The 23,974-nt window shown below is 35.1% G+C and carries 24 protein-coding genes; 2 read left to right on the forward strand and 22 right to left on the reverse strand.

Annotated elements, in window-relative coordinates; translation table 11 throughout:
• Positions 1–37 precede the first annotated feature (37 nt).
• The 22 genes from glf to KUA55_RS10580 all read right to left on the reverse strand — a co-directional run bounded on the left by glf (position 38) and on the right by KUA55_RS10580 (position 22,135).
• A complete protein-coding gene (glf, locus tag KUA55_RS10475) occupies positions 38–1,168 on the reverse strand; it encodes a UDP-galactopyranose mutase (protein ID WP_218326194.1) in 1,131 nt (376 codons plus the stop codon).
• Positions 1,155–1,679 (reverse strand): hypothetical protein, encoded by a 525-nt coding sequence (locus KUA55_RS10480; protein WP_218326195.1) that lies wholly within the window; start codon positions 1,677–1,679, stop codon positions 1,155–1,157. Before KUA55_RS10480 ends, glf begins: the two co-directional genes overlap by 14 nt.
• Positions 1,669–2,703 carry a glycosyltransferase gene (locus tag KUA55_RS10485; protein ID WP_218326196.1) on the reverse strand — a complete coding sequence of 345 codons (1,035 nt, stop codon included), beginning with the start codon at positions 2,701–2,703 and terminating at the stop codon, positions 1,669–1,671. Before KUA55_RS10485 ends, KUA55_RS10480 begins: the two co-directional genes overlap by 11 nt.
• On the reverse strand, positions 2,675–3,676 hold the full coding sequence (locus tag KUA55_RS10490; RefSeq protein ID WP_218326197.1) for a helix-turn-helix domain-containing protein: 1,002 nt from the start codon (positions 3,674–3,676) through the stop codon (positions 2,675–2,677). The genes KUA55_RS10485 and KUA55_RS10490 overlap by 29 nt, the downstream gene beginning before the upstream one ends.
• A gap of 20 nt (positions 3,677–3,696) precedes the next feature.
• Positions 3,697–3,882 carry a hypothetical protein gene (locus KUA55_RS10495; RefSeq protein ID WP_218326198.1) on the reverse strand — a complete coding sequence of 62 codons (186 nt, stop codon included), beginning with the start codon at positions 3,880–3,882 and terminating at the stop codon, positions 3,697–3,699.
• Between the two features lie 41 nt (positions 3,883–3,923).
• A complete protein-coding gene (locus tag KUA55_RS10500) occupies positions 3,924–4,820 on the reverse strand; it encodes a hypothetical protein (protein WP_218326199.1) in 897 nt (298 codons plus the stop codon).
• Positions 4,810–6,255, reverse strand: coding sequence for a glycosyltransferase (locus KUA55_RS10505; protein WP_218326200.1), 1,446 nt, complete (start codon positions 6,253–6,255; stop codon positions 4,810–4,812). The genes KUA55_RS10500 and KUA55_RS10505 overlap by 11 nt, the downstream gene beginning before the upstream one ends.
• Complete coding sequence (asp3, locus tag KUA55_RS10510) at positions 6,252–7,142, reverse strand: accessory Sec system protein Asp3 (RefSeq protein WP_218326201.1); 891 nt, start codon at positions 7,140–7,142, stop codon at positions 6,252–6,254. The genes KUA55_RS10505 and asp3 overlap by 4 nt, the downstream gene beginning before the upstream one ends.
• A gap of 11 nt (positions 7,143–7,153) precedes the next feature.
• Positions 7,154–8,749, reverse strand: a complete 1,596-nt coding sequence (gene asp2 / locus KUA55_RS10515) for an accessory Sec system protein Asp2 (RefSeq protein WP_218326202.1) — start codon at positions 8,747–8,749, stop codon at positions 7,154–7,156.
• Positions 8,742–10,343, reverse strand: coding sequence for an accessory Sec system protein Asp1 (gene asp1 / locus KUA55_RS10520; RefSeq protein ID WP_218326203.1), 1,602 nt, complete (start codon positions 10,341–10,343; stop codon positions 8,742–8,744). Before asp1 ends, asp2 begins: the two co-directional genes overlap by 8 nt.
• Before the next feature lie 21 nt (positions 10,344–10,364).
• A complete protein-coding gene (gene secY2 / locus KUA55_RS10525) occupies positions 10,365–11,579 on the reverse strand; it encodes an accessory Sec system protein translocase subunit SecY2 (RefSeq protein ID WP_218326205.1) in 1,215 nt (404 codons plus the stop codon).
• A 45-nt stretch (positions 11,580–11,624) separates the two neighbouring features.
• A complete protein-coding gene (secA2, locus tag KUA55_RS10530) occupies positions 11,625–13,994 on the reverse strand; it encodes an accessory Sec system translocase SecA2 (protein WP_218326206.1) in 2,370 nt (789 codons plus the stop codon).
• A gap of 518 nt (positions 13,995–14,512) precedes the next feature.
• The gene (locus tag KUA55_RS10535; RefSeq protein WP_218326207.1) at positions 14,513–15,562 is read right to left on the reverse strand and encodes an aspartate-semialdehyde dehydrogenase; all 1,050 of its coding nucleotides are present in this window, start codon (positions 15,560–15,562) and stop codon (positions 14,513–14,515) included.
• 77 nt (positions 15,563–15,639) lie between these two features.
• Positions 15,640–16,242, reverse strand: coding sequence for an alpha/beta hydrolase (locus KUA55_RS10540; RefSeq protein WP_218326208.1), 603 nt, complete (start codon positions 16,240–16,242; stop codon positions 15,640–15,642).
• A gap of 105 nt (positions 16,243–16,347) precedes the next feature.
• On the reverse strand, positions 16,348–16,560 hold the full coding sequence (locus tag KUA55_RS10545; protein ID WP_218326209.1) for a DUF2922 domain-containing protein: 213 nt from the start codon (positions 16,558–16,560) through the stop codon (positions 16,348–16,350).
• A gap of 12 nt (positions 16,561–16,572) precedes the next feature.
• Positions 16,573–16,779 (reverse strand): DUF1659 domain-containing protein, encoded by a 207-nt coding sequence (locus tag KUA55_RS10550; protein ID WP_218326210.1) that lies wholly within the window; start codon positions 16,777–16,779, stop codon positions 16,573–16,575.
• A gap of 156 nt (positions 16,780–16,935) precedes the next feature.
• Positions 16,936–17,544, reverse strand: a complete 609-nt coding sequence (locus tag KUA55_RS10555; protein ID WP_218326211.1) for a hypothetical protein — start codon at positions 17,542–17,544, stop codon at positions 16,936–16,938.
• A gap of 79 nt (positions 17,545–17,623) precedes the next feature.
• Entirely contained in the window at positions 17,624–18,583 is a 960-nt protein-coding gene (trhO, locus tag KUA55_RS10560) for an oxygen-dependent tRNA uridine(34) hydroxylase TrhO (protein ID WP_218326212.1), read from the reverse strand.
• A gap of 123 nt (positions 18,584–18,706) precedes the next feature.
• The gene (locus tag KUA55_RS10565; RefSeq protein WP_218326213.1) at positions 18,707–19,831 is read right to left on the reverse strand and encodes a DUF3089 domain-containing protein; all 1,125 of its coding nucleotides are present in this window, start codon (positions 19,829–19,831) and stop codon (positions 18,707–18,709) included.
• A gap of 103 nt (positions 19,832–19,934) precedes the next feature.
• Positions 19,935–20,807, reverse strand: a complete 873-nt coding sequence (gene rsmA, locus KUA55_RS10570; protein WP_218326215.1) for a 16S rRNA (adenine(1518)-N(6)/adenine(1519)-N(6))-dimethyltransferase RsmA — start codon at positions 20,805–20,807, stop codon at positions 19,935–19,937.
• Positions 20,804–21,367 (reverse strand): ribonuclease M5, encoded by a 564-nt coding sequence (gene rnmV, locus KUA55_RS10575; RefSeq protein WP_218326216.1) that lies wholly within the window; start codon positions 21,365–21,367, stop codon positions 20,804–20,806. Before rnmV ends, rsmA begins: the two co-directional genes overlap by 4 nt.
• A complete protein-coding gene (locus tag KUA55_RS10580) occupies positions 21,368–22,135 on the reverse strand; it encodes a TatD family hydrolase (protein WP_218326217.1) in 768 nt (255 codons plus the stop codon).
• 172 nt (positions 22,136–22,307) lie between these two features.
• Here KUA55_RS10580 and KUA55_RS10585 point away from each other — a divergent pair, with 172 nt between their 5' ends.
• Together KUA55_RS10585 and KUA55_RS10590 are read left to right on the forward strand one after the other, a co-directional pair.
• Complete coding sequence (locus KUA55_RS10585; protein ID WP_218326219.1) at positions 22,308–22,832, forward strand: hypothetical protein; 525 nt, start codon at positions 22,308–22,310, stop codon at positions 22,830–22,832.
• An 83-nt stretch (positions 22,833–22,915) separates the two neighbouring features.
• Positions 22,916–23,962 (forward strand): glycosyltransferase, encoded by a 1,047-nt coding sequence (locus KUA55_RS10590; protein WP_218326220.1) that lies wholly within the window; start codon positions 22,916–22,918, stop codon positions 23,960–23,962.
• Positions 23,963–23,974: the final 12 nt, after the last annotated feature.

Consider the following 23,974-nt stretch of genomic DNA (forward strand, 5'->3'; position numbering starts at 1 on the left):
TCCTTCACATTCATCTTAATGAATAATTTTTTATATTTTACTCCTTCAAATGCTTCTCAACTGATGCCAGCGCACTGGCAATCACCTGATCCATATCATAATACTTGTATTCTCCTAGTCGTCCACCAAAAATAAATTGTGGGAATTCTTCTGCTAGTGAGCGATAGCGATTTACCATCTGAGTATTTTTTTCATCATTGACTGGATAATAGGCTTCTTTTTCTGGTGTCCACTCGGTTGGATATTCTTTTGATAGAATCGATTTATTTTGATTCCCTTTTTTATCAAAATGACGCCATTCGATACTGCGTGTAAAAGGTGTTTCAAAGTCGGTGTAATTAATCACCGCATTTCCTTGAACATTGTCACTTTCCACCAGTTCATTTTCAAAGCGAACAGAGCGATATTCTAGATGTCCAAATTGATAATCAAAAAATTGATCAATCATGCCAGTAAAGATAATCTTAGGAAATTCCTTGATATATTCTTTTCGTTGATCGAAAAAGTCTGTGTTGATTTGTACATCAATATTTGGATGATCCAGCAAATTCTCAAATAATTCCGTATATCCATTTGCCGGTATTCCTTGATACTGATGATTAAAATAATTATTATCAAAAGTGAAACGCACCGGCAATCTTTTAATAATCGATGGTGGAAGTTCAGTTGTTTTTCGGCCCCATTGCTTTTCGGTATAGCCTTTGATGAGCTTTTGATAGATATCTTGACCGATTAAATGAATCGCCTGTTCTTCTAAATTTTGCGGTTCTTGCTTCAATTGACCAGCTTTTTGTTGTTGCTGAATTTTTAGTTTGGCTTCTGCTGGTGTTTTGACGCCCCACATTTGGTAAAAGGTATTCATATTGAAGGGCAAGTTGTACAGCTCGCCCCGATAGTTTGCCACTACTTGATTGATATAGTTTTTAAAAGTCGTAAAACGATTAACATAATCCCATACTTTTTGATTATCAGTATGGAAAATGTGCGGCCCGTACTGATGAATTGTGATTCCTTCTTCAGAATAAGTATACATATTTCCAGCAATGTGGTCTCGTCGTTCGATTAACAGGACTTTTTTTCCTGTTTCAGCAGCTTCTCTTGCCCAGATGCTACCAAAAAAGCCTGAACCAACGATGAGATAATCATAATCATGCTTATTCAAATTCATTATCTTTTTCCTCATCTTCCAAATGATCTTCTGAACCTGATTTTGATCTTTTTAATTTAAAGGATTTTGGTGATTTTTCAGCACGTTCTTTTATAATTGCTCTTAATTCTTGTAGCGCTGTTTGTTCCTCCAGAATTTTAGCTTGTCGTGCTTCTTCTGCCAATTTCGCAGCTTCAACTTTTTTATCACGAGCCAATTGAAAATAATTTTTTGAGATAGCTTGGATATCATGTCTTTGATTCGACAAACGTTCCTCTGTTTCAGCTAATTCTGTTTTACTCATTTTTTTAACAATCATTAATAACTCGGTATTAGCTGCAGTTTCTTCTGTGTCGATTAAAACCGGTGCGCCTTTTTTTAAAGCCTCCAAGCGTTGCTCAATTTTTTCTAGTCGCAGTGTTAATGGGCGGATGGATAGTGACGGATTGTCTCTTTTTTCTTTCTGATCTATTTGATCTTGGGCAATCATTTTTTCTTTTTTACGTTTTTTTTTAGCTATTCTATTTTTCATTATCTTCGATCACTTCTTTTGGTTCAGGAAATAGAATATAATTTTCAAATTGATTGATGGCATTTTTTGTGAACATGCCTTCTCTCAAAACTTTACTGAATTTAATCACTCTATTTTTTACAGAGATTAGCTCTTGTGCATCGATCGAAACCATCAAGTCATCGATTTCATCTAAAGCAGATATCGTGTAGCCTAGCCCGTATTTTTTTACCATGATTGCTGCAGCAGATTCTTCCCAAACAATCACTGGCATACCTAAAGACAAATATAGTGAAATTTTGTGAGGCGCGTTGTATTTAGTATAGCGACCGTAAAAACCACCATCTGGAATGTCTTCATCCCAAGCCAAACCAAAACCATCATTTGGCAACATGCGTAACAATTCGTCTTGCAAAAATTCACCTTGGTAATCGATCTGCTCACTTAGTTCAACTTTTCCTTTGCGTCCATAAACAATCATTTTTGTCTTAGCATCCCATTCTCTTAAGAATAAAGATTTTTGTACATTTCCAGCAAAAACAATTTTTTTATTTAAGGTATTTACAGGTTTTCCTACTAAATCTGGGACTAAGTAATCAAACAATTCTTTGTGAATCATTTTAGTGGTCACACCAAATGCTCTTAATTCATCTTCCATTCGTTGGTTATGAACAATTAAAACATCCGCCATATTGAAAAGTTTTTTCTCATCGTTGTAGCTAGATCCGCGGATGAGTTCTGAATCGTGAACTAAAATAGCGACATGCATTCTTCTCATCTTCATCCGGTTAATAAAAGTTTCTTCAAAAAGACCACCGTTGTAATTAGGGTATTGATAAATCAGTAAATCACCCGGTTTGGCTGCCGCAGTAATACCGTCAATTCTTGACTTTAGTGCATCCAGCGTTTCATTGGGATCTTGGTAGCGGTAAATATACAGCGGATCATAACCAACCGATCTACCAATCTCACCGATATCTCCTCTTGATTTTGAGACAGCATCCACTGACGCTCCCTCAATGATGTGGGTTAACCATTTTTTCAAAAAAATACTCCTCCTCTTTAATTAAATCGCCAAAAAAATCAGTTTCACATTTTGGTAGACACCAGCGACTTTCCTCAAAATTTTTCCTAAAAGTAGCGATGAAGGCTTCATCTCGATGCTCTTCGTTTAAAAGATTGTCTAAGAATACTAAAATATTTTCGGTATATGAATCTAATCGATAATTATCCGCTAAAATTTCAATCGCTTTTATAATTAGCGGCTTTGCATTTTCTGGCGAGATAACTGAATAAAACATGGTGATATCTACGACGCAGCCAATCAAAATTGAGATACTTTCGTCATTGTATTCACAAGCCAGCTTCCGTAAGGTTTCGTGTTCCAGCAACAGCATCTCTTTTTCCATCGAGCTTTCTGGTAAATCAAATTTTTGTTTGATTTTTAAAGTTCCTAAATAGAGTAAAATATCAAAGATAGTTAAGAAATCAATACTTAAAAAATAGCTCTCAATTTTTTCTAGTGAGACGGCTGCACTCTCTTCTTGCAAAGAATTTATTACTAAATCGGCATAGGTCAGCATCAGAAAATAAGGGGTATTATCATCACCGATTTTCCGATATTTCTCTAATTTATTTTTGATTTGAATAAATTGTGCGAATTCAGCTTGCTCGTCTGACAATGAAGTATAAATTAACAATGTCAGTAGCTGGAGCTGTTCATCCGTTGATGAGACAACTAGTTGCAGCAGTTCAATGTCTGAGATATTCAAGACTTTCTTTAGTCCGATAATCATCTCCATCGGCAAATCAACCTGATATTGTAGCCAGCGATAGTAGCGAGATTTCGATAAATTAATCTTTTTTTCAAAAACCCTGACTGGAATCCCTTTTTTCTTACGAATGTTTTCTAATTCTTCACGTCTGAGATTGACAGCTACAACCGACATTTGTGGTTCTTTTAGTCCGGGGTTTTTTTTGTTAATCATTCGGTTAATACTTAATAGATCTTTTTGCATAGCTGTTCCCTCCTTTTTACTTATTGGAGTATTGCAGTGATTAACGAATACGCTAATGAGCCAATCACTACAGCCGACATGATACACGTTAGTATCACTCTAAAAAACTTTTCTTTTTTAGAATCCTCTTCTGTATTATCCACAACTTTATTTTCTTCTGTTTCAAACCGTTTATCGATTTCTTTTGATAGTTGATTCTTTTCCATAAGACCACCTCATTATTGTTTGTCTAGTCAATAAACTTGTCTTATTCGCGAGTGGCTAATGAATCTGGAATTTCTTCTACATAAGGTTCTTCATACATTTCAACCTTGTTTATTGGGAAGTTTTGCGCCTTTAGTGCATCATAATATTCTTTTTTCATTCGAACTTCTTGGACATAATTGATTCGGTCTTCTAAAATACCTAGCAGATTTCCTCTTACATTTCCGTTTTCATCAAATGGTGATTCTTCCAAATGCAAAATATTGTGGGAATTAGTTTTTGATAGAGACAGCAATTCCACCCCCATAAAAGAAAAATTGACAACATCTTCTTCTGTGACAATGTTTGCGACCTGCTGAGCTGTAAAATCAAGAGAATTATTATATTTTTCAGTTACTTCAAATGTCTGAGGGTTCGTCACAGTCACAAAGTTCATTTGTTTATCATAAAAATAGTTATTAACAATCGGAATTTTTTGATCATTCATATAAGCGATTTCTTGGATTTCACCCTTATGATAAAAAATCATACTAAAAAGTTTGCCGTCAGAGGCATATTCCTCAATATAATCAAGGGAGCCATCTGTGTTGGTATATCTCACTTCTTTAACATGGCGCCGAGTATTCGGATATAAGCTTACCGTACCGATTTCATCACCATCACAAATAATAGAGATCGTCCAGTTTCCATTAACAAATACTTCTGCATTGGAAGCTGTCGGAATTTTACTGAAGAATAAAAAGCTTTCTGGATCATGGCTTCGTTTAGTCACTTCATCTAAAATATTGATGCCGTTGACTTCTTCTTTTAAGAGATTCTTCTTAAATTCTAAACTTGGTAAGACACTAATTATTTTTCCATCAGTTTCTAGCAAGCGCTCTTTTTGCTTTTTCCAAACGGGATGATCTGGTAGAATCGTTCCCACAATCTCATAGTGCATCGACTAATTCCCTCCATTCATTAGCTATGACTGAATCTTGATACTGACTGACGGACTTCCGCGTGTTGGCTTGTAATTCTGAAAAATCAGCCTTCATCATTTGCTGAATGCCCTCAGCCATTTTGTTTACACTGAAAGTCTCGTCAGTCCGTGAATAATCTTTTAGGAAACCATTGATTCCCTCTTTCACTAATTCAAGTGCACCAAAACGAGCATTGAAAGTAACAATTGGTAACCCCGCATTTAGTGCCTCAATGTAGGTTAAGCCAAACCCTTCTGAGTATGAAGCTGATAAAAAGACATCGTATTCTTGATAAACCGCTTCTAAATTGTCAGAATGGCCTTTTAATTTTACGTAGTCTCCAGCGTCTAATTCTTCAATCACTTTTCTGATTTTTATATCTTCACCGCCCTGACCATAAATATCTAAAATATTTTCTGGATATTCTTCGTGAAGCTGGTGCATCGCTCTGACTAAAACATCAATATGTTTTTCTCCTGCTAACCTTGAAGCAGTAATGAACTTCGTTGGTTTTTTGTCTGCAGGAAGTTTCTCAATCTCCGTCTCATCATAATCACGAATGCCCCCTACTGGAATCGTTACAAACCGATTTTCTTCGCCAGGAAAATCCACCAGTAAATCTTGTCTTTGTAGCTCAGTCGAAATGATCCATTTATTTAGCATTCGTGCCCGATTTAGCGAGTACTCATAGAAATTATTCCAAAGGGGCGCGCTAGGTTCATCTCGATCAGACAAATGATCAGCATGAATAATCTCGATTAAATGACTATGCTCAGGTCGATTATGAATTAATGCTGACTCAGTTTCTTGTCCACGATCAATGAAAAAGTTTGAGCTTCCTTCGAATTTTGCATCTAAATAATGGAAAAAGAAGCGCTGTAATAAGACTTCATTTCTAAAGAAAAGATTTTCTCCTTCAAAATCGTAAATATGAATATTTTGCATTAATTTCTCACGATTAGGATGATCGATCCATTCAAAGATTATTTTTCTTTCCATTGTTTGATAGTTATAAATCTCGACTTGATATTCAGACACCAACAACATCTCTTTATTTTTTTTGCTAAGGGATTTTTCCATGTGCTCTACAATTAATAAACCTGAAGATGTTACCGTTCTTTTCAAGCGATGTGTCTTAGTAAAATCAATATCAATGGTTGTCTTATGCTCATATTTTTTTGCGGCTCCGTTGTAAACGTAATCTTCTCCAAGGACAAATGTTTCCCATAAATTGATTACTTGATCATCGGCTAAATGCCACTTTTCCATAGCCTCATGTAAATTTCTAACCAATTCAGTAAAGACAAATTTGTACGGTATTCCTGCAATGTCAAAACACTTTGCTCGATAAAATTGTGCATGCTCTACACCTGAATTTCCAATCCCCATCGCCTTGTTTACAAAAAAATTCATCGTTCATTTCCTCCCACACGATCATTCGCTAATATTTCACTGGCATACTCATTGATTTGTAGCTTTTGAATTAATTTTTCCGTTTCCGTTTCTGCCTCAACAAACCAATACTCGCTTGCCACATCAGGCAATAACGCTTGGAATAGTTGCGGTAAATAAGGAAATTTTTGGGCAACTTTTTGATATTGATTTCCGCGAAAAATTGAAAATTCTGCCTCTGCTTCTAAGCTGTTGTTTGTTATTAAATTATAGGTATAACTCACCTCATCCAATGCTTGACTGTCCTCATCTAATAAAATGAAAAAATAATTTTTAGGCTCATCAGTCTTTACTGGAAATGTCAGTGTGTTTTTCCCACTGTTTAAGATAGTTATTTCGTTTTTTTTGGTTGATTCTTGATTCAAAAAGCTCACTACATGAAGGTTATCTTTAATATCTAAAATAAAATGTTCGTTGATATCAGCTTCAGCAATCATCAAATAATTAAATATGAATGACTGATGACTTTTGTTTTGAATGCGAACCTCATAACTAATGGCATCGGCAGGATAGACAAAATGCCCCTGCAACTTTTTAAAATAAATCTCGTCAATAATTTCATCTTCGTTATCAAAAAAAACAATTGTCAGCTGAATATCTTTATCTGGATCAAAAGTTCCTACAATTGAAATATCATAGGCTTTCTCTTGAATCAGAAGTGGCAGTAGTGGTGATTTACGTCTTGTTTGATAAATAAAACGTGAATACCAAGTTTTCAGGACTGCACTTATCGACATATATTTTGACGAATACTCATATTTACCATCTGGTAAAAATCTAACGGTTGCACCGGAAGGATTGATATCCTTAAAATCATGTCCCCACCTTATTAAAAAGACATTGCTCATATTCTCCCACCTTAGAAATCCATAACAATTGGTTCCCGACCAAAGTCATTCACCAAAATGTTTAGATATTGTTTTAAAAACCAATTGATAATGCCATCTGAATTATCATTGTGTCGTCCGACTAAACCTTTGTATAAAACTTTTGTTTTCGGATCTTTCTCTTTGATTGTTTCAAATAATCTTGGAAAAGCATTCACATCATAATCATCGTGTTTCATATAAGCGAACGCAAAAGTTGTATGGCTATAATTACCCTTTTTAAATTTCTCCCAAAATTTTCGATCAATCTCCTCAGCTGCCGCAACCGATAATTCACCCATGACGTTATAGAGCATATCGTAACCCGCTGGAAAAACATTTGGTCGAATCACTCGTTCATTCAGTACGATGGTTCCAATGTTTGTTACAGGTTTTCCAACAACGATAGCATGGGGTTCTAGACTAGAAGCATAGTACAGAGAGCTATAGGTACCCATGGATAAGCCTGATAAAATTAAATCTGATTTTTTAAATCCTAATCGGTCTAATGTTGCTAAAATGACATCGACTAGTCGTTGCTCCAATTCGGGGTTCCCTAAATAAAAACAACCACCTAATAATCTTGGGTCACCAATTAACATAAATGGACTTTTCATCCGAGTCATCATATTGCGTCCTTCAAATCCTTCAGCCGAACGGTAACCAGAGAAATAAATGCTCAACGGTGGTTTTAAATCACCAGCATTGAAATAATAGAACAATTCTTGATTCATTCCTTGGTGATCAATGATCCGTCTACCACCAGGAATCATTACATTTCCTTTTGCTAATGCTCGGCGAATATGAAACTGTCCGATTCTAAGTTTTCCATTTCCTTTGACATATAAGGTAGTGCCTAAGACTGAGTGTCTTGAATCTCCTTGAATAACGATGCCTTTATTTTTTTTGATTTCTTCACCGGTCACTTCATATTGTTTGGAGATTTCTCTTCCGCCGCTTTCGATTAATACCAATTTAAATAGTAGTTCAATATCGCCTGAGACAATCTCAAATTCTGGATAAATCTCAAAGCGTTCCCCTTTCATCACATTCGAAGTCATTTTCCAGGTCAACGATTGTTTAAAATCTTCACCAAATTCACCGGTCAGTTCAGTGAAAACCTCCCCTTGTTTTACGACTTCTCCTTGAAAACTTTTATGGATTTCAAGGTAATCAGGACTGGATTTGTAACCTTCTTGCCGGTTAGTAAATTGTTCATTGATAAATTGGAAAAGTGCAGCTTCCTCTTTAAAATCGAAGATCGTTGCCCCTTTCAGATCAAGTATTCTTTGTGTTTCAGTTGTCAAATCTGTATTTTTTTCACAAATAATTTGATGCGCTGGGAATTTTATTAATAAGTCATCCTGTCCATGTAACAATTTGGCATCTTCAGAAAAAATAAAGACAGCTCGCAACATTTTAGGGTTAAGTTCTCCATCTTTTAAGACCTTCAATAATAATTGATCCGCTACAAAGTCGTAATCTGAGGGTACCCACTTGTATTGAAAGTTATCGTTTAAAACTTCACTATGAAAGGGTCTTCTCCCAATGTGAAAGACTTTAGTTATCTTAAGCTTTACCTCATCCATAAAAAATTCGCCTCCATTTATCCATTGTTGCAGCGGAACCAAATTCTTCAATTAATTGAACATTTTCAACTAAAACATTATTCCAGTTGTCCAATTCATAAAGATAAAAATCTAGTACTTCATTAAAGTCACTTACTTTTTTTAATACTGTTCCGTTTTTTCCATCTATTAAGTAATCACTTTCAGTCTTAATAATCATCGGTATGCCTGCACTAACAGTCAAAGCATGAGTTTGGATATCACTATTTTCATTGAAATCAAGGTAAATTCTTGCTCGATGAAGATTTTTCTTCAGCTGAGTTAAGTTTGGCGCCACACTAAAGCCAATGCGTTCATATACTTCTGAAGCAGCAACTAAGTCTGCCCATTGCTCTGTTTCTTTAAGCTGCTCCACAGCTTTTTCTTGTTCCTTATACAATTTTTTTATTCTTTTAGCGTAGAGATAAGTGGCGGTATTTTTAAAATCTTCCGATAAACTATCAATTGAAAAATAAGCGTCTACTATATCTCGTTGGGCTTCCTCTAGTTCTTCTTGCATCTCTTCATCGGCCACTTCAATCATTAAAGCTAGTTTGTCATCTTTTATTATTTTTTTTATTAATAATTTTTGAGACACTGCCATTTCTTCAAATGATTGATTGGCTTTCCAATAAATAGTCAAATGAGGAACAGAGTTACTGACTCCTAAAGTTAAGTCAGTTGTATATAAAGGAATGTTGACAACTTTTACTGGTGTACTTGCTTTATTTTCTAAAAACTCTTCTAATTCATTTTTCTTTTTCTCAGAATCCGTCACAACACATAAGCTTTTCTCCATCATTGTTACTAAGGATTGCTGCTCAAAGTCGCTAATATTTTGATCATCATCGAAAATACGAATAATTTTATGTTCTTTTTGAAGCATATTTGTCAAAGTCATGATTTCTTTTTCAGTAACTGTAACTAAACTATCTTTTTCAGATTGAAACGCTTTAAATTTTTTTCTTAAAACTTCTGCAATCAACGCATACATATTGGGATACTCTCGATGGTCAAAATCGGGATTGCCTTGATCACTAACAACTACTCGTTCATCATTACCAAAGTATTCAGTCAAAGTAATTTCGCTAAATTCATTGTAATAATCGATTCGCCCAATATAGTTTTGCTCAGTAATATATTGCCTCGATGAGATAAAACCACGGTCGTCAAAAAAGTAGATATAGTATCCCGGCATATCGCCAAAATGATCCACAACATGATTAACAAAAGCAAATTCATTAAAAACAATTTCTCCACGAATCTCTTCATTTTTCAGTAACAACACGCCATGTGGGGTATAAACTTGTTGTGCATCTTCTGGTAAATCCAATTCTTTTAAGGCAATCGGATGGCCATCTTGGATCTGAATATTTTGTAAAGTATCATAAATACGCCAATAATTTTTAGGATAAATACTATGCTCCATGGCTTTATATCTTAAAAAGGGTAAATAATGGATTAAAACTAATTGGTAATCTATCTCATTTTCCATAAATAATTTAATAATGTTTAATGTCCGTTCATCTTTCCATTTACCGCCTGTTTGTTTCCAATCAGGTATAAAGTAATTCATCAAAACACCTCTAATTTCTATCTAAAATAGATCATATTGACTCTTAGAATAAATAAATTTCACTTCTTGAACTAATGTATCCAAAATCACAACTAACATTAGTAAGCTCCCGAAATAAAAAGCCAAATTGGTGACCAATGGTACTTTTAATCCAATAAACAATGGAATCCATGAAACTAAAACCATATAACAGTTCCCAACAAAGCAGATTCGATAAAGCTTCTTTTTAATATATTCTTCTGTTCGATCCCCCGGCGGTATACCAAATATGTAATCACCTGATTTTTTCAGATTTTTTGCGATATCATGGGGGCGTACATTCATGAAACTAAAACCTATTCCTAAACCAAAAACAATTACGCCATACATCAAAATTCCTTGAATTGTGGTAAAAGTAAAATAAGTGGTTAAAAAATAAGAAAAAATTGTATTATCAATGCTTTTAATCAATAGAAATAATGGCGGAATTGAAAAAATAGTAATAGCAAACATAAACGGCATTGCGCCACCAGTTAATAATCGAATTGGGATGTAGGAATTGTTAAATTCACTGTCGATCCCTGTTCGTTCAATCCGAATACGGACTTCTGATTTGTATAAAAACAAAGTCATAAAAATAAAGATCAACGTGATCACAATTAATCCAGTGATCATTCCTGCGTTGACACTAACTTCTTGCGTTTGACCAGTAACTAACATTCTAGGTAAGTTACCAATCAATCCTGGGATGATGAACACCATCTGTGCCCCGATTCCTTTTTCACAGTTCTGATCAGCGAGCCAAGAAACAAACATGGCACCCGCAGACAAAAGAAAGACATTCATGGCTATTATTTGAAAATTTGATAAGCCTGGGAAAAAGCCCTCGTCAATCATCGTTCTAAATCTCAACATCACAGCAATTCCCTGTGCGATAGCAAAAACGAACATAATTGATTTTTGAATAGCACTACGTTTGCGTTGCGATAGATTGTTAATTGCATCGATATCTATCATAGAAACCATGGTCCAAATAATTAATCCTGTCATGTATGGTCCAATTCCTAAAGTAAAGATACTAGGTCTAGTAAAATTTCCTCCTGTAACACTAGACAAAAACTGATCTAATAAACTTCCATCTATATTATTCGATTCATAAACAAAGCCTGGCAGGTAAATATTTCGTCCGAGTTGCATAATAAGGATTAAGATAAAGGCCCATAAACAGCGCCTAATTAGCTCATTATAATTTCTCATAAAATCGCCTTTCTAATTTATTCAAAAGTTCAATCATTTTTTTGGTTATGGAAATTCAATATCAATTGTTCCATCCTCTTGTGGTATTAAGTCAGAAAGTAAGAAATTACGTAATATTTCCACCCATATGTGATCCTTCATCTCTAAAAATGATCGTTTCGATTCGATTTGATACTCGTAAATCGGTCGATGTTGTCCCCAGCTACGACTGCTGACAACTGTTTTAAGCTGTTGCAAATTATTTGATTGTTCGACCCACATCATGTCAATTGCTTTTAAGATAATTACTCGTTTGTAATAGGTCATTTGGAAAAAATCAGGGATAATTTGTTTAATCCGCTCTTTTTGCTCTGCTGCTATTTCCAGCAATAAATCTGTCACATTTTTTTTGCTAAGTTCCATCGTCATATTTAAGGCATCTACGTCATAGTTATAATTAAAATTATTAAAAATGAAATTGATAATATATTTGAAATCTAAATTTTCTTTTTCCTCAACGAATACTTGGATGGCTTGAATGGTGCATTTAGCAATAATTTCATCTAACTCTTCCATTGACGCATCCATGATGTGATTACGGGTATCGTAAATTTTTTCTCGTTGAATACTGACAATTTCATCATAATCAACAGTATTTTTTCTTGTTTGAAACTCTTGATTTTTCCGACTATTTTGCGCTTTCTTTATGACACTTTTGTATTTCTTTCCTAATAGTTGGGGATCAATCATTTTCTCTTCATCAACTTCTCCATGAAGTTTCTTTCTTGATTTCGCTACCCATTTTGGTGCACTTTCAATGACAATCTTATCTTCCAGAGAGACAAAAAAGACGCTGTCTCCGGGATCCCCTTGTCGACCAGCCCGACCCCTTAATTGATTATCTATTCTTTCGCTAGTCATCCGCTCAGTTCCGACAACTAACAAACCATTATTGTCTCTGGCTGCTGGATTCAACTTAATATCTGTTCCACGTCCTGCCATCGAGGTCGCTACAGTTACCGTTCCGGCTCGACCTGCATCACGAATGATCCAAGATTCTCTTGCTGCAGTAGTCGCATTTAACAAGTTGTGAGGAATTTTTTGATCTAACAACAACATAGAATATAAATCCGACATGCTAACTGATCCTGTTTCAATTAAAACGGGTCTGCCATGATTCATGGCTTCCTTGACCGCTTTAAGAGAGGTCATAATCTTGGCTTTATTCGTAATAAAAATTTCATCTCCATGGTCCTTTCTGATCATTGGAACATTAGTAGGAATTTCTACCACATCAACATGATAAGTTGTACGAAATTCTTCAGCATCGGTCATCGCCGTTCCAGTCATACCGGATAAAATTTTGAATTTTTTAAATAGATTCTGGTAAGTGATCACACCCATTGATTTTGTCTCAATAGTAATTTTTACTTGCTCTTTTGCTTCAATTGCTTGATGTAATCCAGCTTGTAATTTTGTTCCGACCAGTTTGCGACCATTGGCTTCATCTAGTAAAAAAAGCTCATCATTACTGATTACATAATCTCGATTATTCTTCATAATAAAATTTGCTCTTAAAGCCAAAACCAAATGACGATACGTTTGATACCATTCTTCACTTAAAATATTTTCGATATCAAAATATCTTTCTGCTTTCTTGATCCCATCTTCAGTAAACCAAACACTTCTCTGATCCTCGCTGATTTCATAATCTATATCTTCCTCAATGCTTTTTACAAACCAATCGGATACCTCAAATAAATTTGACTGAACTTTAGGCGCGCCGGAAATTACCAATGGTGTCTGTGCCAAGTCTAATAAAACGGCGTCTATTTCATCAACAACAGCGTAATTAAAGTTTTTTACATATTGTTTTTCGGGAACTGTTGCTAGGTTCGTAATCAGATAATCAAATCCAAGAGCACTGTGGGTAGTGTAAACAATATCAGAAGCATATACCGCTTCTTTATCCACCGTTTCATCCCCTTCATGTTCTTCTGCTCCCACGCCTACAGTCAAACCCAACCATTCATACACACGACCGACATCATGCCCATCACGATATGCTAAATAATCGTTTGCTGTAATCAAAAAGTTGCCACTCCCAGTTAAACCGCGTAAATAAAGCGGCATAGTAGCCGCTAATGTTTTTCCTTCTCCAGTTTTCATCTCGGCAACGTTTCCATAAAATAAAGCGATTCCACCTATAATCTGAACAAAATAAGGTTTCAAGCCAACAACTCTTCGATCTGCCTCAACAACTACTGCAAAAGCCTCCACCAACAAATGTTCTAATTTTTTACCTTTTGCTAATTGCTGGCGAAACTTGACTGTTTGACTTTTTAACTCTTCATCTGAATAATTTGCGTATTTATCAGCCAACTGCTGAACTTTTCTCGCAATTCGACGATACTTTCTAAGCTTAGGACTCTTCATAAAACATTCACCCTTTTACATAAAATCAAAAATCTACAAATGTATTTATTAACTAATTCAAATTAATATTAAAATTAAAATAAAAATTATTATTTATTTATGTCATGACTATCTAATAAAATTTTACAATATAATTTATTTATAATCAATATAAATTATATTTTTTGGTATTTTTAAAAACATAAACCTAAAATAAATTTAACTTCATTTAGTTATTATCGTTTTATCTAATTTATTTAAAATCATTTTCATATCATCGTTATTTAAAATAATTAATTTGAGAAAAAATAGATATTTATCTTGTTATAATAGCGATTATTTCTTGCATATTTTTTTATAATATAGATTTTTTTTATTTAAAAACGAAAAAGCCCTTGTAGAAATACCAGGACTAAATGCATAAAAATTATCTTTTTTATGATTTTTTTAATTGAATATTCATAAGACTATTTTGTTTTTTTAGCTATTTATTTCCAAAAAAAAAAACAGGAAATCAACTGATTTCCTGTTAACTTGATTTATTTTCCTAAAAGATCCATCTCAAACATTTTTTCTGCAATTTGGACAGAGTTCCATGCAGCACCCTTTAATAAATTATCTGATACGACCCACATATGGATGCCCTTCTCTTCATCTAAATCTTTTCTAATTCTACCAACAAAGGTTGATTTACTTCCGACACTATTTAAAGCTTGTGGGTAGATTTGTTGACTGGGATCGTCTTCTAAAGTGACACCAGCTGCATTTGTTAAGATTTCTTGCACTTCTGATACAGTAGCCGGTTTTTCAGTTTCAATATAAATCGATTCCGAATGACCAGTTAAAACGGGAATTCGTACACAAGTAGCTGATACCTTTATTTGGCTGTCTTCCATGATTTTTTTTGTTTCATTAACCATTTTCCATTCTTCATAAGTATAGCCTTCTTCAGCAAAGACATCGATTTGTGGCAACGCATTGAATGCTAATGGATAATGTTTCTTATCGCCGCCGGCTGGTAAAATATTGGCTGGAATTTCATCTTTTGGTACACCGTCAAGAAAAGCTTGAGTTTGTTGTTTTAATTCATCCATAGCTAAATTTCCTGCACCAGAAACAGCTTGATAAGTTGAAACGATGATTCTTTTCAACCCATAAGCTTGGCGGATTGGTTCCAAAGCCACCATCATTTGAATCGTTGAACAATTTGGATTGGCAATAATCCCTTGATGTGTTTTTAATGCTTCTGGATTCACTTCAGGAACCACTAACGGTACCCCTTCTTGCATCCGAAAATGACTAGTATTATCCACTACAATAGCGCCACGTTTAACAGCTTCGGGGGCAAATTTTTCTGAAATACCACCACCAGCAGAAAAAAGTGCTAAATCAACGCCTTCAAAAGATTCCGGTACAAGTTCTTCAATCGTAAATTCTTGGCCTTTGAAAGCAATGGTCTTTCCTGCAGAACGTTTCGAAGCTAAAAATTTAATTTGATTAATTGGTAAACTCGTTTCTGTTAACATGTTAATCATTTGGGTCCCGACAGCACCAGTTGCTCCCACAACGGCAACGTTGATTTTTCTCATCAATATCACTCTTCCACTTCATATTTTTTTAATATTTTATCACAAATACCTTTAAATACAAATAGAAGTTTTTTTGATTAAAGCTGATATAAAAAGGCGCGGGCCGATTTTAATTCATCCATACTTAATTGATGACCAAATTCAGTCCGATCTACCACAACATTGGCATTTCTAGCAACAAAAGCCCGTTCCAATCCATCAAAAGCTTGTTCACTGACTATCGGATCATTCACGCCGCCGTAGGACATCCAGACACGCTTGTCAGACAAATCAGAAGTTTTGGTATGGACTTCTAATGACATTGGGTGGAAAAAAATACCATAACGCAAAGGTGTATCTCTTTCCAATAATAAATGAGCGGCAATATTGGCACCATTCGAATAGCCAACTAAAACCCAATCAGCTAAATCAACGCCTTTATCTTCACTTTCTTGCTTAATTGCTTCATATAGTTTATCGGTTTCTTCTTCCAAACTTTCATAATCAAATTGATTTAAGCCATTTCTTTTAAAGAATCGATTCATCCCATCTTCGTTAACTTCACCTTTAAAAGAAAGAATGCGGCAACTACCATCTAAAAATCGGGCAACATCCACTAAAGAAGTTTCATCTCCGCCAGTTCCGTGAAGTAGTAATAAATTTTTTCCGCCCGCTTGTCCAGCATCGTAAAGTGATTTCATTTGATTCCCTCCGTTACTTACTTTTTGTTAGTACAAAGTTAGCATGTTCTTAAAAAGATAGCAATTAAAAAAGCCTGCAGCGAATTTGCTACAGACTTAATATCTTTAAAAAATAGGTGTTTCGATCGTTTCAACAAAACTTGCTTCAACAACTTCACTAAAAAGCCGTACATCGTCTTTTTCAAAAATTCCCAAAGTTGATAATTTAACTAACTCATTTTTGATCTCGTCAGCAGTTAAATCTTTATTTGGTTCATTATATGACCAAGTATGATTTTTACCTACACTATTTTTAAATACGGCACTTAATTTTAACATTTAACTTCCTCCTTATTTCGTTACTTTTGATTGAACAGTCATTAATACGCCATCTAGTGCTGATTCGTTTTGTCCTAAGGCTTTCATCACATCGCCTAAAATTAACATCTCTTCTTCTGTGGGCTCATCAACAACATTACTAAAATTAACTCGTTTTAGTTCCTTGCTGCCTGCCTGGGTTAGTTGAACTTGTAATTTTGTACTCACTTTTTGAATCATGGTATTGCCTCCTCTTGATTTGTTATAGGTGTCGCGACTGCCTACACTATTAATAACGAAAGTTTCTGGCAAAAAGTGCAAAAGAAATGGAATCTTTTTTTTAAGCAGAATAAAAAACCTCCAAAAGCTGATTGCATCAACCTTTGAAGATTTTTGTTAAACCAATATTTTTTTTAATTCTTTCGCTTGTTTCACTGCTGATGAGAAAATCGGTAAATCAAACTGCTTATATAAAGCACCGGCAACAAAGTAAGCGATATTGAAATCTACTAAACTATGAATCAATCCACCTACACCCATCAAAATAAAGATCGTATAGATGTACCCTTGCGAGTAATAAGTATCCGGCATATTTCCCATGAAATAAAAAGCACTGACCACCGCTAACTCACAAACAGAATGAATGATACCAATCACCAAATTAAACAATTGGAAACGACCATTAGCAAAAGTAAATTTGCCATTTTTTAAAACAATCTCGGGATGTTTTTGTAAATATTTTGCGCCAAGATAAGCAAAAACAACATGGGACAATGCCCGCAAAGCAATGATTGGTGAGGTTGAAATAAAGAAGCCAAAAGCGGTTCCTAATGAAACAGCTACCGCAACCCACGGCGCAAAGAACATCGCAATAAAGACGGGGACATGACTCGCTAAAGTAAAAGATGCCGGAGGAATCATTACTTTAGGCATCACCATTGGAATCAATACCCCTAATCCGATTAATAATGATGAAATAGTTAAATGTTTTAAATTGGTTTTCATTTTATTCTCCTGTCTTGACACACTCAATGAAATCTAGTTTATCGAAATCACCGAGATGTGTCAAGACAGTTTTAAATAGTTATTTTGCTAACGCTAGTTCTTCTCTTAACGCTGTCAATTTTTCAATTCGTTCTACTTCAGTCAATTGATGTTTTACAACATAACGATTTTTTTCATTGGTCGCACAATCATATGAGCATGCACCAAGATATTTTTCTTCATTGCTTTCAGAAACTAAAATTTGTTTATTGCAGAAGGGATTGCTACAGTTAATATATCGTTCACAGGGCGTGCCATCAAACCATTCTTTCCCGATTACTTTTTTATCCACCTGATTGATATCTACACTGATCCGCTCATCAAAGACATACATTTTACCATCCCATAGTTCCCCTTGAACTTCAGGATCTTTTCCATAAGCGGTGATACCACCATGCAATTGTGCCACATCTTGATAGCCTTCTCTTACCATCCAGCCAGAAAATTTCTCACAACGAATACCGCCAGTACAATAAGTCACAACTTTTTTATCCATAAATTTTTCTTTGTTATCGCGAATCCATTGAGGTAATTCACGGAAATTACGAATATCCGGACGAACTGCTCCACGAAAATGACCTAAATCATATTCATAATCATTCCGAGCATCGATTACAACTGTATCTTCAGCTAATAGAGCAGCTTTAAAAGCTTGAGGCTCTAAATATTTTCCAGTTAATTCTAGTGGGTTAATGTCATCTTCTAAGTTTAATGCGACTAATTCATGACGAGGTCGGACAAACATTTTCTTAAAGGCATGGCCTTCACTTTCATCCATTTTGAAATATGTATCTTTAAAACGTTCATCAGCTAACATCATTTCCATATACGCATCTGTCGCTTCGAGCGTTCCTGAAAGAGTTCCGTTAATTCCTTCGTTGGCCACCAAAATACGACCTTTTAAATCCAAACTTTTACAAAAAGCCAAATGTTCAGCAGCAAAAGCTTCCGGATCAGTAATTTCTGTATAATTATAGTAAAGCAAAACGCGATAATCCATTTGTTGTTCCTCCTAAAAAATTCCTATCTTACTATAATATAGAAATTTCATAACTAGCGCGAAATTTATGCTTGTCTATTTTTGTACAAAAAAAGCTATCGAACTTCGATAGCTTAAAGACTTTTATTCAGCTGCTGCATCCGTTGTTGCAGGGGCGACCGTTGCTGCTTCTGGATGTAGCGCTAGGTATTGAGCCACCCGGTTTTCAGCATTGGCTTGTAAATTATAATAGTAAAAACTAATGTCGTTATTATGGTAAGACCCAGATGGGAAAATCTTTTGTGCTGATTTTGGCATTTCATAAGTTGCCTGATCGACGCTTGAACAAATTAATAAGCCACGAGTCGTATCAACGGTTGCATCTGCCAAATTATCAACTCTTTCGTACTCGCCAGTCTCACTATTTCTAACATACGAACCTAAATTTTGAGTAACATCGGCTGGCGTTCCATCAGTTGTCCAGTTTAATGGATTAATGGCTAAAGACCCTTCTTCCCAAGTACTTAATTCACCGGTAAAGTTTGGTGAAACAGTATTATAGGAAATAATCGATTGGTTATCATCAGCACCTTGAGCAAAATGAATACCTGGATTTTGATCAATTTCAGTTTGGGTAACCGATTGTCCTAAAACATAAGCGGCTACCAATCGATCATTTAATTCAGGATGTTCTTTCATATAGTCAAATAAGATTTCTTTGACCATCGCGGCACCTTGAGAGTGACCAACTAAAATAAATGGTCGGCCATTATTTAGATTATTGATATAGTAGTCAAATGCAGCTAATACATCGGCTTTGGGAACGCCTTGAATGTAATCTTGCTGTTCACTCTTGTCTTTACTTAACCACCATGTCGCATCTAATTGACGATAATAAGGAGCATACACATTTCCACTAGCTTCAAAAGCAGACCCTTGAGTTGCCATAAACACTTGGGCACCAGCTTGCATGCTGGCATTTGAAATAGTAGAAACTGGTGAATCTTTTTTCTCTTTCTGTGCGTAAGCAGTCGGATATAACATAAAGACATCGGTTGTTTTTCCGTTGTCTTCTCCTTGTTCTAGCCAATTTGTTGCTTTACTATAATCCGTAGCTTTAATATCGTCTCCGGCTTTTTTGGGCTCATTAACTGAAGCGGTTGTACTTGTTGCAGTCTGATCATTTCTTTGCTCATCACCAGAGTAAAAAGCAAAATAAAGAGCTACAGCAGCAGCAACAACTAAAAGAGCGGCAATTATTTTTTTCACGTAAATCCTCCTAAAACTAAAATCTTTGGTTTCATATCAACTGATTCGTTTTACTGATAGCAAAAAGTAAAACGAGAAATTATTTTGGTTCAACTATTTCAACTTAACGATTGGCTTCCAGCGCATTGGATAAATTAGCAAATTCTTGTAGTGATAAGGTTTCTCCTCGTCGTTTGGGATCAATTTCGGCTTGAATCAAGCTTTTTTCTAACCAAGCGCGCGTTTCTTCATCTTTCCCATAAGTGTTCAATAAATTATTCCATAAAGTCTTACGACGCTGATTAAAGCCTGATTTGGTTAATTTAAAGAATTCTTTTTCGTTTGTAATAGTCACCGCAGGTTTTTCTCGGCGAACCAATTTTAAAATCGCTGAATCAACATTGGGTTGGGGAATAAAAACCGTTTTCGGTACGATAAAAGCTGTTTCAGCTTCCATATAATATTGAACAGCAATCGATAAAGAGCCGTAAGCTTTTGTCCCTGGTTGAGCGCTAATGCGGTCAGCTACTTCCCGTTGCATCATCACTACCATCTGATCAATCTGCAACTGGCTTTCCAATAAAGACATCATAATCGGTGTCGTAATATAATAGGGCAGATTTGCCACGACTTTTAAAGGACCGGCTGTATCAAAGTAAGCAATCTCTTCTGGTACATTGGCTTTTAAAATATCGCCATGCACCACTTTTACATTGTCATAGGGACTTAAAGTATCTGCTAAAACTGGAATCAAACGGTCATCAATTTCAAAAGCTAAAACCTTTCCGGCACTACGAGCCAAATATTCAGTCAATGCACCGATGCCGGGACCAATTTCAATCACATTGTCAGCTGAAGTAATATCAGCAGTCTCAACAATTTTTTGTAAAATATTGGGTTCAGTTAAAAAGTTTTGTCCCAGACTTTTTTTGAAGGAAAATCCGTGTTCCTTTAAAATTTCTCTTGTTCTGGAAGGTGTTGCAATATCTTTATTCACAGTCTTTCCTCGACTTTCTTAATAGCGGTACTTAATTCTTCTTCGCTAATGCGAAACATTTTCAAACGTTTGGCTAATTGTTTGCCGTTGGTATAGCCTATTTTTAATTCTTCTCCTAAAAGTTCTCGTTTTTCTTTGGCAGAAGCTCCCGCTATTAAACCATAGGCCACCAAAGTTTGTCTAGGAATTTCAGATAGATCGTCAACCGTAGAAGGTGTCACAACTTTTTCCAAGGCTTCAATAATTGCTTCATCGCTAGCATGTTCTACCCCTAAACTGCTGCCTCTTTTTTGTGGTGCGGCTTTTCGACGAGCTAAAAAAGCATGTTTGGCACTAGGAATACTTTCCATAATCGTCTTACGAATCTTCTCTCCAGAAAAATCCGGATCAGTAAAAACAATCACACCACGGGTTTCTTCAGCATGTTCAATCTGGCTCAAAATTTCTTCATCAATTGCCGAGCCTCGGGTTTCAATCGTATCCACATGGAAAACTTCTTTAAGCCGCTTTGTATCATCTTTTCCTTCGACAACAATAATTTCTTCAATTCGTTCTTTCATTTAATCAATCCTAAATAGTTGATGGGCATTGTTGCGCGTTATTTCAGCGACCTCTTCCCATGGTAAATTTCGTAGCTCCACAATTTTTTCTACTACGTAACGTGTATAGCCTGGTTCATTTCGTTTGCCTCGATAAGGAACCGGCGCTAAATAAGGTGCATCGGTTTCGACTAACAATTTATCTAAAGGGACAATTTTTGCTGCCGCTTGAACATCGGTGGCTTTTTTAAAACTCACTACGCCAGAAAAAGAAATATGCATCCCTAAATCTAAAAAGCGTTTGGCCCATTCATCGCTACCAGAAAAACTGTGCATAATACCGCCAATCTCACGAATATCTGCTTCTTTTAAAATTTTGTAAGTATCTTCAATCGCATCTCGAGTATGAATACTGATTGGTAAATTCATTTCTTTTGCAATCGCAATTTGTCGTTGAAATACTTTAGCTTGGACTTCTTTGGAATCTTCCATCCAATAATAATCTAAGCCGATTTCCCCTAGAGCCACAACTTTTGGTAAAGTTAGTTTTTCAATCAAATCCGTTTCAATTTCTTTTGTATAACTGCCAGCCTCAGTTGGATGCCAGCCAATAATCGAATAGATACCTTCATACGTCTGATTTAACTGTAAACTTTTAGTAATCGTTTCTGTATCAAAACCAACAACTGCCATTTCAGTGACGCCAAGTTCTTTCGCCCGAGCGACAGTTTCAGGTATATCGTCGTTAAATTGCTCCGCATTTAAATGCGTATGAGAGTCAAAAATCATTTTGTCTCCTCCTGTCATTTGTTTCTTTTTAGGACAACTACTACCTTAACACATATCTTTATTCAGCTATATTATAAATATATTTCTAAATATTAAGACCAGCTTACATCTCCATCATTAGTCTGATGTTTTTTTTGACAAACTATTTATAATGGAGCCACGAGGTGATTCTATGGAAAACAAACAAAATCGTTGGCACTGGTTACTTATCTGCCTGTTTAGTTTATTCGTGGTGGCCAGCTTTAGTCAACAACTTTTACTGATTGCTTTACTATTATTAATAGTTGCTTTAATAAAAGGACCTGGTCTATTGGTTTGGGGAGCGATTTATACATTTTTGATTTCATTATTTCCACCATTAGGTGTTGTTTTAACCACCATCTTTTTTTTATTAAATTTACATTTATTAACGAAAAGTTGGCGAGTAAATATGGTTAGTTCTTGGTTCTATCTTTATCCTTTTGTCGTTAGCGGAATGATTTGTTTTTTAGACTGGCAGCAAAAATGGCAATTAATTATTTTTTGGATACTAGGAATTGTCGTTCTCATGTTTCTTTTGAATAAAGCTTATTTGGTTCACCAAAATGTTCGTCAGGTTGCCTGGACTGTTTTAGCTACTCCTTTTGAAATATTGTTATTGGCTTTACCGAAGAAAATTACCAGAAAGTTTAAAATGAGACCTGAACATAAAATATAAAATTTGTTTATTATTTTTACATTTTTACTATTTATAATGATATAATTTATTTATATTGAAGTTATAAATAAAGGAGAGGACTTATGACTATATATTGTTCAAAAACTCATTCTAACACTATCCCATATAGCTTTGCTTACTGGCATCTAGGCGCATCAGGTAAAGCACATTATGATATCAGTGAATTTACAAGAGAAATTGGTGGTAAAGATTTAGATTTCTATGAATACAATGATACAAATGAAACAAATGCTGCACAATCATCTAGAATTGATGGCATTTTAAGCGGAATTAAAACAAACGATATTATCATTATTCAGTACCCATTTTTAGGTAGTGAGCGCTATAGAAAATTGCTTTTTTCTCGGGCGAAGTTGATGGGTGCGAAAATAGTCCTTTTTATTCATGATATTGCAGCCTGGAGAGAGTCGAATGATCATCAAGCGAAATCAAATTTTCAATTCGAAAATGCAGATGGTTTTATATTTCATTCACCGGCAATGCAGGAACAAATTATCCAGCAATATAAAGTAAAAAAAGAGGCTCAAATGGTTATTCAAGGTTTATTTGGTTATAAACTTGCTTATTTAAATGGAAAATCTCGCTCATTTAGTCGAAATATTGATTTTGCAGGATCTTTTAGTAAATCTAATTTTTTAACTCATATTCCTGAATCTGTGAGCATGACTGTTTTTTCTAACTTAAATGAACCAACTTTAGAACTGCCTACAAATATTACTCTGGGTGACAGTTATGACCCTGAATCAATCCCTTTCCAACTAAATGGTAGCTTTGGTTTAAGCTGGACGTCTGATAGTTATCCTGAAGTTACAGGAAGCTATGGTCTTTATGAAAAATACAATATGCCCCACAAACTATCTCTTTACTTAGCAGCTAATCAACCAGTAATTGTATGGGATCAATCAGCTGAAGCTGATTTCATTGTAAAAAATAATATAGGACGGACGATTTCTAATTTAGAAGAGCTTCCTAAGTTACTGGATTCTTTTACTGAGGAAGACTATCAAGAAATGTACCAAAACGTAATTAGAATTGGACAATTGGTTCGAGAAGGCTTTTGGTTTAAAAAAGCTTTATTCGATATTCAAGACAAACTATTAGTCAAATAAAAAAGAGGTGTT

The sequence above is a fragment of the Enterococcus alishanensis genome (assembly GCF_019218635.1).
GTDB classification, from domain to species: domain Bacteria; phylum Bacillota; class Bacilli; order Lactobacillales; family Enterococcaceae; genus Enterococcus_A; species Enterococcus_A alishanensis.

Bases quoted from the DNA above. Each gene is read 5' to 3' on its own strand.
- KUA55_RS10480 (WP_218326195.1), bottom strand. From the start codon at position 1,679: ATGAAAAATAGAATAGCTAAAAAAAAACGTAAAAAAGAAAAAATGATT.
- asp2 (WP_218326202.1), bottom strand. From the start codon at position 8,749: ATGGATGAGGTAAAGCTTAAGATAACTAAAGTCTTTCACATTGGGAGA.
- KUA55_RS10495 (WP_218326198.1), bottom strand. From the start codon at position 3,882: ATGGAAAAGAATCAACTATCAAAAGAAATCGATAAACGGTTTGAAACA.
- KUA55_RS10585 (WP_218326219.1), top strand. From the start codon at position 22,308: ATGGAAAACAAACAAAATCGTTGGCACTGGTTACTTATCTGCCTGTTT.
- KUA55_RS10540 (WP_218326208.1), bottom strand. From the start codon at position 16,242: ATGAAATCACTTTACGATGCTGGACAAGCGGGCGGAAAAAATTTATTA.
- glf (WP_218326194.1), bottom strand. From the start codon at position 1,168: ATGAATTTGAATAAGCATGATTATGATTATCTCATCGTTGGTTCAGGC.
- secY2 (WP_218326205.1), bottom strand. From the start codon at position 11,579: ATGAGAAATTATAATGAGCTAATTAGGCGCTGTTTATGGGCCTTTATC.
- trhO (WP_218326212.1), bottom strand. From the start codon at position 18,583: ATGGATTATCGCGTTTTGCTTTACTATAATTATACAGAAATTACTGAT.
- KUA55_RS10545 (WP_218326209.1), bottom strand. From the start codon at position 16,560: ATGTTAAAATTAAGTGCCGTATTTAAAAATAGTGTAGGTAAAAATCAT.
- asp1 (WP_218326203.1), bottom strand. From the start codon at position 10,343: ATGAATTACTTTATACCTGATTGGAAACAAACAGGCGGTAAATGGAAA.
- KUA55_RS10500 (WP_218326199.1), bottom strand. From the start codon at position 4,820: ATGCACTATGAGATTGTGGGAACGATTCTACCAGATCATCCCGTTTGG.
- KUA55_RS10590 (WP_218326220.1), top strand. From the start codon at position 22,916: ATGACTATATATTGTTCAAAAACTCATTCTAACACTATCCCATATAGC.
- KUA55_RS10555 (WP_218326211.1), bottom strand. From the start codon at position 17,544: ATGAAAACCAATTTAAAACATTTAACTATTTCATCATTATTAATCGGA.
- KUA55_RS10550 (WP_218326210.1), bottom strand. From the start codon at position 16,779: ATGATTCAAAAAGTGAGTACAAAATTACAAGTTCAACTAACCCAGGCA.
- KUA55_RS10580 (WP_218326217.1), bottom strand. From the start codon at position 22,135: ATGATTTTTGACTCTCATACGCATTTAAATGCGGAGCAATTTAACGAC.
- KUA55_RS10535 (WP_218326207.1), bottom strand. From the start codon at position 15,562: ATGAGAAAAATCAACGTTGCCGTTGTGGGAGCAACTGGTGCTGTCGGG.
- secA2 (WP_218326206.1), bottom strand. From the start codon at position 13,994: ATGAAGAGTCCTAAGCTTAGAAAGTATCGTCGAATTGCGAGAAAAGTT.
- asp3 (WP_218326201.1), bottom strand. From the start codon at position 7,142: ATGAGCAATGTCTTTTTAATAAGGTGGGGACATGATTTTAAGGATATC.
- KUA55_RS10490 (WP_218326197.1), bottom strand. From the start codon at position 3,676: ATGCAAAAAGATCTATTAAGTATTAACCGAATGATTAACAAAAAAAAC.
- rnmV (WP_218326216.1), bottom strand. From the start codon at position 21,367: ATGAAAGAACGAATTGAAGAAATTATTGTTGTCGAAGGAAAAGATGAT.
- KUA55_RS10505 (WP_218326200.1), bottom strand. From the start codon at position 6,255: ATGAATTTTTTTGTAAACAAGGCGATGGGGATTGGAAATTCAGGTGTA.